The 14,246-nt window shown below is 32.3% G+C and carries 10 protein-coding genes; 1 reads left to right on the top strand and 9 read right to left on the bottom strand.

Translation table 11 applies throughout. The features are described 5' to 3' along the window. Positions 1 to 47 precede the first annotated feature (47 nt). Positions 48 to 1,316, bottom strand: coding sequence for an NADP-dependent isocitrate dehydrogenase (icd, locus tag LQ615_RS02295; RefSeq protein ID WP_016999313.1), 1,269 nt, complete (start codon positions 1,314 to 1,316; stop codon positions 48 to 50). Between the two features lie 49 nt (positions 1,317 to 1,365). Beyond that, the gene (locus tag LQ615_RS02290) at positions 1,366 to 2,484 is read right to left on the bottom strand and encodes a citrate synthase (protein WP_016999314.1); all 1,119 of its coding nucleotides are present in this window, start codon (positions 2,482 to 2,484) and stop codon (positions 1,366 to 1,368) included. Between the two features lie 431 nt (positions 2,485 to 2,915). Between LQ615_RS02290 and LQ615_RS02285 the strand changes: the two genes are divergently transcribed. Then, positions 2,916 to 4,268, top strand: a complete 1,353-nt coding sequence (locus LQ615_RS02285) for an amino acid permease (RefSeq protein WP_064204347.1) — start codon at positions 2,916 to 2,918, stop codon at positions 4,266 to 4,268. Between the two features lie 118 nt (positions 4,269 to 4,386). Here LQ615_RS02285 and pyk read toward each other — a convergent pair whose 3' ends face one another. The 7 genes from pyk to LQ615_RS02250 all read right to left on the bottom strand — a co-directional run bounded on the left by pyk (position 4,387) and on the right by LQ615_RS02250 (position 14,240). Next, positions 4,387 to 6,147, bottom strand: a complete 1,761-nt coding sequence (gene pyk / locus LQ615_RS02280; protein ID WP_017000652.1) for a pyruvate kinase — start codon at positions 6,145 to 6,147, stop codon at positions 4,387 to 4,389. Positions 6,148 to 6,172: 25 nt separating this feature from the next. Then, a complete protein-coding gene (gene pfkA, locus LQ615_RS02275; RefSeq protein ID WP_017000651.1) occupies positions 6,173 to 7,138 on the bottom strand; it encodes a 6-phosphofructokinase in 966 nt (321 codons plus the stop codon). Positions 7,139 to 7,382: 244 nt separating this feature from the next. Then, positions 7,383 to 8,327, bottom strand: coding sequence for an acetyl-CoA carboxylase carboxyltransferase subunit alpha (locus tag LQ615_RS02270; RefSeq protein WP_239703696.1), 945 nt, complete (start codon positions 8,325 to 8,327; stop codon positions 7,383 to 7,385). Continuing rightward, positions 8,320 to 9,189 carry an acetyl-CoA carboxylase, carboxyltransferase subunit beta gene (accD, locus tag LQ615_RS02265; protein WP_017000649.1) on the bottom strand — a complete coding sequence of 290 codons (870 nt, stop codon included), beginning with the start codon at positions 9,187 to 9,189 and terminating at the stop codon, positions 8,320 to 8,322. The genes LQ615_RS02270 and accD overlap by 8 nt, the downstream gene beginning before the upstream one ends. A 16-nt stretch (positions 9,190 to 9,205) precedes the next feature. Further along, on the bottom strand, positions 9,206 to 9,661 hold the full coding sequence (locus LQ615_RS02260; RefSeq protein ID WP_017000648.1) for a FadR/GntR family transcriptional regulator: 456 nt from the start codon (positions 9,659 to 9,661) through the stop codon (positions 9,206 to 9,208). A 20-nt stretch (positions 9,662 to 9,681) separates the two neighbouring features. Further along, positions 9,682 to 10,911, bottom strand: a complete 1,230-nt coding sequence (gene ystJ, locus LQ615_RS02255; RefSeq protein WP_070044736.1) for an NADP-dependent malic enzyme — start codon at positions 10,909 to 10,911, stop codon at positions 9,682 to 9,684. A gap of 137 nt (positions 10,912 to 11,048) precedes the next feature. Beyond that, the gene (locus tag LQ615_RS02250; protein WP_239703697.1) at positions 11,049 to 14,240 is read right to left on the bottom strand and encodes a DNA polymerase III subunit alpha; all 3,192 of its coding nucleotides are present in this window, start codon (positions 14,238 to 14,240) and stop codon (positions 11,049 to 11,051) included. Positions 14,241 to 14,246: the final 6 nt, after the last annotated feature.

Below are 14,246 nucleotides of genomic sequence, written 5' to 3'. Positions count from 1 at the left end.
CTTAAAATAAAAGGGAGGTTATATATAACCCCCCTCAATTAATCACATTATGGTAAATTTTTAACTAATTCATCAGCGAATTCTGAAGATTTAACTTCAGTTGCGCCTTCCATTAAACGAGCAAAGTCATATGTTACTACTTTAGATGCAATAGTCGCTTCTACAGATTGTGTAATTTTATCTGCAGCTTCTTGCCAACCAATATGTTCTAATAATAGAACACCACTTAATAATACTGATGAAGGATTCACTTTATCTAAACCAGCATATTTTGGTGCAGTACCATGTGTAGCTTCAAAGATTGCATGACCAGTTTCATAGTTGATGTTAGCTCCTGGTGCAATACCAATTCCGCCAACTTGTGCTGCTAAAGCATCTGAAACATAGTCACCATTTAAGTTCATTGTAGCTACAACATCAAATTCAGCAGGGCGCGTTAAAATTTGTTGTAAGAAAATATCTGCGATTGAATCTTTAATGATTAATTTACCTTCAGCTTCTGCATCAGATTGTGCTTTGTTCGCAGCATCTTTACCTTCTTCTTCAACGATTTTATCGTATTGTTGCCAAGTGAATACACGGTCACCAAATTCACGTTCAGCTAAATCATAACCCCATTGTTTGAACGCACCTTCAGTAAACTTCATAATGTTACCTTTGTGAACTAATGTAACGTTGCGACGATTGTTATCAAACGCGTAGTTAATCGCTGCTCTAACTAATCTTTCAGTACCTTCTTTAGAAACAGGTTTAATACCAATTCCTGAAGTTTCAGGGAATCTAATATTTTTAGCACCCATTTCATTTTGTAAGAAATCAATAACTTTTTTAGCATCATCAGAACCCTCTTGGAATTCGATACCAGCATAAATGTCTTCTGTATTTTCACGGAAAATAACCATATCTGTATCTTCAGGACGTTTTACCGGTGAAGGAACACCTTTAAACCAACGTACAGGTCTTAGGCAAGTAAATAAATCTAATTCTTGACGTAAAGCAACGTTTAATGAGCGAATACCTCCACCAATTGGTGTAGTTAAAGGACCTTTAATGGCGATTAAATATTCTCTAATTGTATCTAAAGTCTCAGCAGGTAACCACTCGCCTGTTTCATCGTAAGCCTTTTGACCAGCTAATACTTCTTTCCATTCGATTTTCTTTTCGCCATTATAAGCTTTTTCTACAGCTGCATCTAATACTTTACTTGCTGCATTCCAGATATCTGGACCAATACCGTCTCCGATAATATACGGAACAATAGGATTATTCGGAACATTTAAAACGCCTTGATTTGTTGTAATTTTTTCTGCTGTCATTATATGATTCCTCCATTTAAATATGTTTATTTATATTATATTTATAAAACTATCTATTTTCAATTGGTTCATACTTACGATTACGTTCACCTGTATATTCAGCTCTTGGTCTCATAATTCTATTTTCTCTATATTGTTCTAGAATATGAGCGGTCCAACCTGCCATACGGCTTACTGCAAATATCGGTGTGAATAAATCATGGTCTATACCCATGCTATGGTAAACAGTTGCACTAAAGAAATCAACATTAGGTAATAAACCTTTTTCTTCTTTCATTATTTCTGCAATACGTAATGAAATTTCGAATAACTCTTTTTGACCAGTTTCATCAGTGATACGACGACTCATTTCTTTTAAGTACTTAGCTCTTGGGTCACCATTTTTATATACTCTGTGACCGAATCCCATAATTTTTTCTTTATTTTCGATTTTTTCTTTAATATAACTATCTGTCTTATCAACAGTTCCAATTTCAGTCAACATTTTCATAACTTGCTCATTAGCGCCACCATGCAATGGACCTTTTAAAGCTCCAGCTGCTGCTGTTACACCTGAATACATATCTGATAATGTTGAAACTGCTACCCTAGCTGTAAATGTTGATGCATTAAATTCATGATCTGCATGTAAAATTAATGCTTTATTAAATCCTTCAATTTCTACGTCGCTAGGAACTTCCCCTCTTAACATGTACAAGAAGTTACCTGCATAGCTTAATTCCTTTTTAGGTTTAACAACTTCTTTACCATTTCTAACTCTTGAGAAAGAAGTTACTAATGAAGCTACTTTTGCTTGAATTCTTATCGCACGTTCATAATTTGTTTCATCATCAAACACTTCAGCTTGTGGATCAAAATGAGCTAAGTATGATAATGACGTACGTAAACCTGTCATCGGATGTACTTTATCCGTTGCATAATCTTCAAAATGTGAGTACATTCTCGGGTTTAAAGTCATATAATGCAATAATTTTTCTTTTAAGTCTTCTAGTTCTTCTTTATTTGGTAATCTTAGATTCCACAGTAAAAACATTACCTCTTCAAATAATGCATTTTCTGTTAAGTCATCTATATCATAACCAGCATAAGTTAGTTGATTATCTATAATAGAACTAATTTTTGTTTCAGAAGCAATAATACCTTCTAGTCCTTTTGCTACTTGTGCCATATTGTTTATCCCCCTTACTAAATAATTGCCCATGTATGTAATGGCTTTCATATACATTATATATAATTTAAGCCATTTTGTGAATGCGAACACCTTTTAAACTTTTAAAAAGTTAATTAATATCGTTAAATAAATTAGGATAAGTGTAAAATTATTGAAAATACAATTTTCATATAACTTTTAGACGATAAGCTTTGAACCAAGTGTTATAAAGGTTTTGAACACTTTTAATTCTTATAAAAGTTATCAGATATATACGTTACTCCTCTTTAATCATTCATTTTATTTATTGTTTATGATAAAAATAATAAATCATTTTTAATAGACTTAACTGCATACAATTTATGTATATTTTAATTGCTATTTTAATAGTGTAAGTGCATAATAAAATATATATTAAGACGTATTAAGGAAAGAAGGAATTAATTTTTATGTCAAATAATTTACAAAGGGAATTAAGTAATAGACACGTTCAACTAATTGCTATAGGTGGAGCAATAGGAACTGGTCTATTTTTGGGTGCAGGTGAAACAATACATTCAGCTGGCCCTTCAATTTTATTAACCTATATCATAATAGGTTTCATACTGTTTATGTTTATGAGAGCTTTAGGGGAAATATTATTATCTAATACAGACTTTCATTCATTTGCAGACGTTACACATACATATATTGGTCCATTTGCTGGATACATTACAGGTTGGACTTATTGGTTCTGTTGGATAGTTACCGGCATGGCAGAAGTAACAGCCGTAGCAAAATACATAAGCTTTTGGTTTCCTGAAATACCAACTTGGATTACAGCACTATTCACAATACTCGTACTAATGACAATGAATTTAATGACCGCAAAATTATTTGGAGAATTAGAATTTTGGTTCTCAATCATTAAAATTACAACAATTATTGCCTTAATTGTTGTAGGAATCATCATGCTAGTCATGGCTTATAAAACGCCATATGGTACAGCTTCACTTACTCATATTTGGAGTCATGGTGGATTGTTCCCTAATGGGATGAATGGATTTTTCTTATCATTCCAAATGGCGGCATTTTCATTCGTAGGTATTGAATTGATAGGTGTAACTGCAGGAGAGACTAAAGATCCACACAAAACTATTCCAAGAGCTATAAACAGCGTACCTATTAGAATTATGTTATTTTACGTAGGGTCACTAATCATTATCATGTCTATAACACCATGGAATCAAATTGATCCTGCTGAAAGCCCATTCGTAAAATTATTTGGTCTAATAGGCATACCTATTGCTGCTAGTATTATTAATTTTGTTGTCTTAACAGCAGCAGCTTCATCTTGTAACAGCGGTATTTTCTCTAATAGTAGAATGCTTTATGGTTTATCCCAAAACAATCAAGCAAATAAAGGTTTCGGTGAAACAAATAGCAGAGGCGTACCATATAAAGCAACTTTATTTAGCTGCTTATTATTAATGATATCTGTACTTTTAAACTATATTATTAAAGACGCAGGCGAAGTTTTTAAATATGTTACATCAGTATCTACTGTACTATTCTTAGTTGTTTGGTCATTGATAACAATAGCATATATTAGATATAGAAAATTAGCACCAGAACTTAACAAAACGTCAAACTTTAAATTACCTGGTGGTGTTCCGATGGCATGGATTACATTAATATTCTTTATTTTTGTATTTATATTGCTTATGACTAACAAAGTAACTTTAATCGCTATTTTAATTACACCAATTTGGTTTGTTATATTGACCATCATGTATTTTATACAAAAAAGAAAATTTAAATAGATTCACTTAAAAACCATCAAAATTCTTATTTATTAAAGAATTTTGATGGTTTTTTATTTATATATAAATAAAAAAAGTCCAAGACAAAAAATTGTCTCAGACTCTTTCATTATATTGATTAAAGTACGTTAGCGTATCCTTCATAAATCTTATGTTGTTTTGGATCTAAAGTGATTAATGTGCCGTCAACAATTTTTTGACGAGCATCTTCTACGCCAACTATAGTCGCAATACCTAAGTTTAATCCAACTACTGCAGCGTGTGAAGTTAATCCACCTTCTTCAGTAACTAAACCTTTAGCATTTTCAAGGTAAGGAACCATATCAGCATCACTAGATTGTGTAATAACTATAGCTTCGCTTAAATCTTTACCTTCTAAATCTTCAGCTTTATCAACTACTACAGCTTTACCGACAGCAGATGAATGGCCAATACCTTGTCCTTTAGCTAAATCATCACCTACTAAGTGAATTTTCATTAAGTTAGTTGTACCTGTTTCACCTGTTGGTACACCAGCAGTAATGATGATTAAGTCACCATTATCCACTAAACCAGTATTTACTGCTGTTGAAACAGCATTGTTTAATAATTCGTCTGTAGTTTGTTTACCTTTTCTAACTACTGGTAAAACGCCCCAAACTAATGACATATGACGTGCAGTTGTTTCATTAGGTGTTACTGCAATAATATGAGAATGTGGTCTATATTTAGATATAGTTTGTGCAGTAGCACCACTTTCTGTTGCTGCTACAATTGATTCAACATTTAAGTTTAATGCAGTGTGAGCTACTGATACACCAATTGCATTAACTAAGTTTGTATCAATCATCTTAGAACGATCTGATAATAATTTTTTATAGTCTTGTGCTTTTTCAGCCGCTACTGCAATATTTTGCATTGTGCGAACAGCTTCTTCTGGATATAACCCAGCAGCTGTTTCACCTGATAACATAACAGCGTCTGATCCATCGTAAATAGCGTTAGCTACGTCACTTGCTTCAGCTCTCGTACAACGTGGGTTTCTTTGCATAGAATCCAACATTTGTGTTGCTGTAATAACAGGTTTACCTAGTTTATTACATTTTTGAATTAATTGTTTTTGTACCATTGGAACTTCTTCAGGTAAAATTTCAACACCCATATCTCCACGAGCAACCATTAAACCATCAGAAACTTGAAGGATTTCATCGATGTTTTCAATACCTTCTTCGTTTTCTATTTTTGGAATTATTTTAATGAAATCAGTATTACTTTCTTCTAAAATAGCGCGAATATCTAATACATCCGAAGGTCTTCTTACGAAACTCGCCGCTATGAAATCAATACCTTGTTCAATACCAAAACGAATATCACTAGCATCTTTATCTGTAATACCAGGTAAGCTTACTTTAACGCCTGGTAGGTTTACACCTTTTTTATTTTTAAGTTCTCCAGAGTTATCAACTGAACAATGAACTTCTCCTTTAGATGCATCAATAGATTTAACTGTTAATTCAATTAATCCGTCATCTAAAAGTATTTTAGAACCAACTTCAAGATCTTCAGCTAAATTCTCATAAGTTACTGAGAAAGCTTCTGTCGTCCCTTCTACTTCTGTAGTTTTAACAGTAATATCATCACCTTTAGTCAATTCAATAGAACCATTTTGCATAGTATGCGTTCTAATTTCTGGACCTTTAGTGTCTAATAAAATACCAATGTTTTTGTTTAATTTCTTACTTACTTTACGAATCGTATCGATACGATTTTTATGTTCGTCATGATCACCATGTGAAAAGTTTAATCTTGCAACGTTCATACCTGCAAGCATTAATTTTTCTAACATTTCTTCAGACTCTGAAGCTGGACCTATTGTACATACAATTTTTGTCTTTCTCATTTTAAATGACCTCCGTATTTTTGTTTTATATAGATAGCTGATTTGCTAATTCATACATTTTATTATCAATGCTATGCTCTGATTGGAATATTTCATCAAAGTTTGTACGAGTTAGTATATTTTTTTGGATACCAACTGCTTTTGCACTTTCGCCTTCAATAAGTAATTCTACTGCATATCCGCCCAATCTAGAAGCTAAAACTCTATCCATACCTGTTGGTGTACCACCACGTTGGATGTGTCCTAAACAAGAAACACGTGTATCTATATTTATAAATTTCTTAAGCTCTTCGCCACATTGATTACCTGTCATAACGCCTTCAGCACAAACAATGATTGAATGTTTTTTACCACGTTCCATACCTTGTTGAATCTTTTCAGCAATTTCTTCAATGTCAGATTTAACTTCAGGTATTAATATTGTTTCAGCTCCAGCAGCAAGTCCAGACCATAAAGCTAAGTCTCCTGCATCTCTTCCCATTACTTCTATAATAAAAGTACGTTCATGGCTTGATGCTGTATCACGAATTTTATCGACTGAATCAATAATCGTATTAAGTGCAGTATCAAAACCAATTGTAAAATCTGTACCATTTATGTCATTATCGATTGTTCCTGGTACGCCGATTGTTTTAAGACTTTTAGCTTCTTCACTTAATCTTTGTGCACCTCTGTAGCTACCATCTCCGCCGATAACTACTAACCCTTCAATACCTCTTTTTTCAAGGTTTTCAATTGCTTTAGCGCGGACTTCTTTTTCTTTAAATTCTGGACATCTAGCAGAATATAAGAAAGTTCCACCTCGTTGAATCATATCTCCAACTGATCCTAATTCTAGTTTTTCAATGTTATCATTAATTAAACCTAGATAACCTTGATAGACACCATAAACTTCAATATCATGGTATATTGCTTTACGAACGACAGCACGAATAGCTGCATTCATCCCTGGTGAATCTCCACCACTCGTTAATACTGCAATTTTTTTCATAAATATACAGACCTCTCTTAATATATGATTGTTAATTTAAAAATAACACAAATGTGAACTTGATTCCATTAAAACTAACGTTATTTAGATATGTAAACGTCTTCTTTGATAAAGCTTCACACTTTCGCAATAATCAATTTATTGAAAACGTTTTATAATAATGAATATTATGCATATATACTCATTATAAACAAAAAGAAAAGTCTTACATAAGTAAAAGACTTTTCTTTTTGTTTATAAAATATTAATCAATATAACTTTCAATATTTCGGTACTTATTAAATCTATCTTCTACTAAATTATCAGGTGATAATTTTCTTAGCTCTGATAAATGAAGTTCCAAAGAATTTTTAATTAGTTTAGCTTGGTTTTCGACATCTTTATGTGCACCACCAAATGGTTCTTTAATAACTTCATCTACAACATCCAATTCATTTAAATCAGGTGCAGTAATTTTCATTGTCTCAGCAGCCATTTGAGCTAAATTAGAATCTTTCCATAGTAAAGCAGCTGCCCCTTCTGGTGATATAACAGAATATGTACTATTTTCTAACATCAGTAAGCGGTTTGTAACACCTAATCCAAGCGCACCACCACTGCCTCCTTCACCTATTACAATTGAAATAACAGGCACACTTAAAGAAGCCATTTCTACTAAATTTTTAGCAATAGATTCACTTTGACCTCTTTCTTCGGCAGCTTTTCCTGGATATGCACCTTTAGTATCGATAAACGTAACAATCGGTCTATTGAATTTCTCCGCTTGTTTCATTAATCTCAATGCTTTCCTATACCCTTCAGGGTGAGCCATACCAAAGTTTCTATATATATTGTCTTTCGTATCTTTACCACGTTGATGACCGATAACAGTTACAGGGACACCGTTAAAATAAGCTAATCCACCAATTAAAGCAGGATCATCTCTGAATGTGCGGTCACCATGTAATTCAATAAATTCATCAAAAATATACGGAATATAATCTAAAGTAGTTGGTCTTTCCTGTAGCCTTGCGAGTTGTACTCTATCCCATGGTTGTAAGTTTTCATATATTTTCTCTGTTTCTTTTATTAATGTTGCTTCTAGCATTTCAATTTCATCTGCTAGATTAACATTATGCTTTTCTTGATAAGCTTTTATTGATTCAATTTTTTCTTTTATTTCCTTTAGTGGCTTTTCAAATTCAAGCATTATCTTTCACCTCATTATAATGCATACTTAGTACTGTACTAAGTGTACGGTACATATCTTTTCTATGCACTACTTTATCTAATTGACCGTGTTCTAACAAGAATTCAGCAGTTTGAAAATCATCCGGTAATTTTTCACTAATTGTTTGTTCTATAATTCTACGACCCGCAAAGCCAATTAAAGCTCTAGGCTCAGCAAAATTCAAATCACCAACTGAAGCAAAACTTGCAGAAACACCACCTGTTGTTGGGTGGGTCATATATGAAATAAATAATAAACCTTTATCACTATGACGCTTAATAGAAACACTAGTCTTGGCCATTTGCATGAGTGAGATAATACCTTCTTGCATTCTTGCTCCACCACTTGCTGTAAATAAAACAAAAGGCAAATTATTATCAGTGCAGTAATCTACTATTCTACAAATTTTTTCGCCTACAACTGCGCCCATACTACCCATTCTAAATCTAGAATCCATAACACAAACACCATATGGAACGCCATCTATTTTTGAAATACCAGTTACTACTGCATCATTCAAACCTGTTTTCTGTCTGTCTTTTTGTAGTTTTTCTTCATAACCTGGAAATTCTAATGGATTCGCTGCTATCATCCCTGCATCAAATTCCTGGAATGCACCTTCATCACTTATAGCTTGAATTCTATCATGAGCAGTTAAAGGTATATGATGATCACAATTGAAACAAACATTCAAATTTTGTACAAGTTCTTTAGTATACATAATTTTTTTACATTTAGGGCATTTCGTCATAATACCTTCAGGAACGTCGTTATCTTTGCTGTTTTGAACTGTCACATATTTTTTCTTTTTCTGGTTACGATTGAACAAGTCTTTAAACATGTCACTACCCCCTGACTTAATTACTATTATCTCTTTCAAATCTATCGCTATATTGAGAGAGTAACTTCCAAATCATATACATAATTTGGTTATTATTTGAAGAAACAAGTTCTTCTTTTGATTGTGCTTCAATGTTAGTATGCTCTTCACAGAAGTTCTCAATCATCCACTTAAGTTCGTTTATTTCATCTAATTGAGAATCATTGTGTATCAAAAATCTACCAATTAAATCAAAAAGTTGGTGTTGGTACATATCACTTAAGAATGTACCTTCACCTCTTCTCGTATGTATCACACCTAGTAACTCTAAAGCTCTAAGTGCTTCTCTTATACTTGAACGTCCAACATTAAGCGTATCGCTGAGAAATCTTTCAGAAGGTAGTTTTTCTCCCACTTGAATATTTTTTTCAACAATAATTGTTTGAATTTGTTCAACAATTTTGATTAAACCTTTTTGTTTATCTTTATCCAATGTGGTGTCTCCTTCCGAAATTATGATAAATCTGCTAGTTCATATGTCTTACGTTCAATTTCATCTATATCTACTTCAATACGTGCAACGCCTGATTCCATTCCTGCTTTAGCTACCGCCTTTGCTACGTAAGGTGCTACTCTAGGATCAAATGGGCCTGGGATGACATAGTCAGCGTTTAATTCTTTATCTGAAACTAAGTTAGCGATTGCTTCAACAGCTGCTTGTTTCATTTCTTCATTAATATGAGTTGCACGAATATCTAATGCACCTCTAAATATACCAGGGAATGCTAGGACATTATTAATTTGGTTTGGAAAGTCAGAACGACCTGTACCGATTACTTTTGCTCCTGCTTCTTTAGCTATATCTGGCATGATTTCTGGAACTGGATTTGCCATTGCGAAGATAATTGAATCTTCAGCCATAGTGTCAACCATATCTTTAGTTAGAGCACCTTCAACAGACACACCAATAAAGACATCAGCATCATTAATGACATCTTCTAATTTACCTTCAATTTTATCTTTGTTAGTCCATTTAGCTACAAATTCTTTAGTAGGGTTCATGCCATATTCACGACCTTCAAAGATTGCACCTCTAGAATCACACATAATCATATTTCTAACACCATAACTGTATAGAAGTTTGATAATTGCGATACCTGCTGCACCTGCTCCGTTTAATACAACTTTGATATCAGCTAAATCTCTATCCGTCAATTTAAGCGCGTTTAATAAGCCTGCAACTGTAACAATTGCAGTTCCGTGTTGATCATCATGAAAAACTGGTATTTTTGTTTCTTTTTTTAGTCTTTCTTCAATTTCAAAACATCTTGGAGCTGAAATATCTTCTAGGTTTACGCCACCATAATTTGGCTCTAGTAACTTCACTGTATTTACGATTTCATCTACATCAACTGTATTTAATGCAATTGGAATACCATCTACTCCAGCAAAACTTTTAAATAATACAGCTTTACCTTCCATTACCGGTATACTTGCTTCTGGACCAATATCCCCTAATCCAAGAACAGCTGTACCATCAGTTATAACAGCTACTGCATTAGATTTCATTGTGTAATCATAAACCTTGCGGACATCTTCATGAATGTCCTTACATGGTTCAGCTACCCCTGGAGAATAAGCTAAACTTAATTCTTCTTTATTTGTGACTTTAACTTTTGCGTAAACTCCTAATTTTCCTTGTTTTTCTTTGTGCATGTATAAAGCATCGTCTCTTAATGACAATATAATCATCCCTTCGTTATTATATGTATCTCCCAATATATTATACATGAAATTTCCTATTTTTAATTAAAAAATTCTCCATAGTGGTCAGACCACCATGGAGAATACTATATCATAATTTAATTGATTAATAAAGCCTATATCAATCGTATATTTTCGTAACCTATCATATCGATAAAATCTTTAATATTTCCTTTATCAGAATTTAAAAAACCCATATTATGAGATGTATAATCTTCGTCATTAAAATAAGTTACTTTAATGCCACTTTTATGATTTTGCGTAACCCAATCATTAAGTTCAAATACATTTCGAACAACTAATTCAGAAGTTGTTTTGATTTTGTACTCTTTATAATCTTCTAATAAATCTATTTGGTTGATAATTATTTGCATTTTACCGTTTCTGTTTTCGAATTTGCCTTGAATAATTAAAGGTTTATTTTCTATATTCATTGTTTCAATTTTTTTATACGTATCCGGAAAAATAACGCCTTCAACTTCATTAATGCCGTCAATTAAATTAACGAATGCCATGTTTTGTCCTTTTTTAGTTCTTATTTTTCTTAAAGAAGCAATCATAACAAGCATTGGCACTTTATCGTTTTGTACTCTAATTGGATAAATCGTTAAATATTGATGCTGCTTAAATAATGTTAAGATAGGATGTTCTGTAGCATAAAATCCTAAATATTCTTTTTCATATTCACTTTTCATTAAACTAGGCATTTCTTCTACTTCTTTAAATTCTTTTTTAACATTTAAACCCAACTCTGAAAGTAAATTATTCGCATCTCCAACAGATGCGCTACTTTCGAAAACATCATCTAAAGACTGTAGCATTGTTGCTCTAGTTTGCTTAAAATCATCTAACGCCCCAGCATAAATAAGTGCTTGAATTAGTTTTTTATTCTTAACTTTATTTGGTAGCCTATGCACTAAGTCGTACATATCTTTATAAGGTCCTCTATACTTTCTTTCTTCTACTAAACTCTTTACGCTTTGATAACCGACAGTTTTAATTGCACCTAAAGATGTGTATATACCAGTTTTGGTTGCTTTGTAGAACCATTCACTATGATTAATAGAAGGCGGATAAATTTTTACACCTATCCTTTTTAATTCTGTAACCATTTGTTCAGTTTTATTTTCATTACCAACTACATTAGATAAAATAGATGCATAAAAGTAAGTAGGATAATGCACTTTTAAATAAGTCATAATGTAAGCTATTTTACTATATGCGACAGCATGAGCTTTAGGGTAACCATAATCAGCGAATTTTAAAATTAAATCAAAAATTTTAATAGCTGTCTGTTCTTCATAACCACGACTTAAACTTCCATTTATAAAATGTTTTCTTTCATTTTCAAGAACAGATCTATTTTTCTTACTCATAGCCCTTCTTAAAATATCAGCTTCACCATAGGAGAAACCAGCAAATTTACTAGCTATTTGCATAATTTGTTCTTGATAAATAATAACACCATATGTAGACTTTAAGATTTCTTCTAAATCAGGATGCAAGTATTCAATTGGTTCAACTTTTCTTCTTCTTTTTATATAAGTAGGTATTTCTTCCATAGGTCCTGGTCTATATAAAGAAGTCACTGCTACTATATCTAAGAAATGGTCAGGTTTTAACCTTTTCAACACACTTCTTACACCTTGAGATTCTAGTTGGAATATTCCAGTAGTTTCTCCACGTGATAATAGTTGAAATACTTTTTGATCATCATAAGGTATATTTTCGATATCAATTTCAGTTTTTTCTTGATACTTAACTTGATTCACAACTTGCTGAATGATTGATAAATTCCTTAATCCTAAAAAGTCGATTTTTAACAGACCTAATTTTTCAGTTTCTGTCATCGTCCATTGTGTTAATACACCTGTATCTCCCATCATTGTCGGTACAAATTCATGTAAAGGTTGATCGTTTATAATGATACCTGCTGCGTGTGTCGAAGTATGTCTTGGTAAACCTTCTAATTGTTTACATAATTGGAACCATTTTTCGTTTAAATGGTTTTTACTGACGAATTGTTTAAATTCATCACTTTCATATGCCTCGTCTAAAGTTATACCTAACTTGTGTGGTATTAACTTAGATATATAATTTAAAGTTGGTTCATCAAATTGTAATATTCTACCTACATCTCTGGCAACTGCTCGTGCTAGCAAATGACCGTAAGTCACTATACCTGCTACTCTATTATCACCGTACTTCTCTTGGACATATTGAATAACTTTATCCCGCTTCGTATCTTGGAAATCAATATCAATATCCGGCATAGTTACACGTTCTGGATTTAGAAAACGCTCAAATAATAGGTCATATTCAATAGGATCCAATGTCGTAATATTTAGTATATAACTTACGAGCGAACCACCTGAAGAGCCACGCCCTGGACCAACTAACACATCATTTGATTTCGCATAATTTATTAAGTCACTCACTATAAGGAAGTAATCTGAATATCCCATGGATACTATAATGTCATACTCATATTTCAACCTTTCAGCATAAGTGTCGTTAAATTGTGGAAAGTTTGATTTATTGTTCATCAATAATTCCCACAGATAAGTATCACTATCTTTGCCATTTGGAGTAACATACTTCGGCAATAAATCTTGATGGTATTGAATTTGTACATTACATTTTTCAGCTATTTCATCAGTTGTTTTGATAAATTTAGATGAGACGTCAATTTGGCTTAATTCTTCCATAGTTAAAAAATGTTGGTTTAAATGCGTATTAAAATCAGATATTGTTAATTTTTCATTATTTTTAATAGCATTTAATGCAATTAAACTATCGCTATCTTCATCATTTAAATATAAAGCCGATTGCATATACACTTTTTTATAATTTTCTTCAACTGATGAATCATGGGATATGTACTTGTCTTGGTCAGATATTTTTATTGAATGGAATAAATGTTCATTATCAATATTTAAGTTTTTACCTATTATGATTAAACCTTCTGAATAAGTATTTAACCACTCGATTGGCGTTGAATGTCTTTCTTTAAGAGATATCGCTGAAGATAATTTAACTAAATTTTGATAACCAGTTTGATTTTTGGCTAACAACACACATTCTAATTCATTTAATTGATCATCTAAATAAATGGTCAAACCAAATATAGGTTTAATACCTTGTTTTAAACATTCATCATAAAATTGCAAAGCTCCATACATGACATTTAAATCTGTTATAGCAAGCGCTTGATAATTTTCATTTTTAGCCTTTTTAATAACATCTGGAATTCTCAAACTAGAATTCAACAAATCAAATGACGAATGAATATTTAAATGACTTACCATGCGCTT

It is taken from the genome of Mammaliicoccus sp. C-M13 (genome assembly GCF_022386845.1).
Lineage (GTDB): Bacteria > Bacillota > Bacilli > Staphylococcales > Staphylococcaceae > Mammaliicoccus > Mammaliicoccus lentus.
This window is presented reverse-complemented; position numbering and strand designations above follow the sequence as displayed.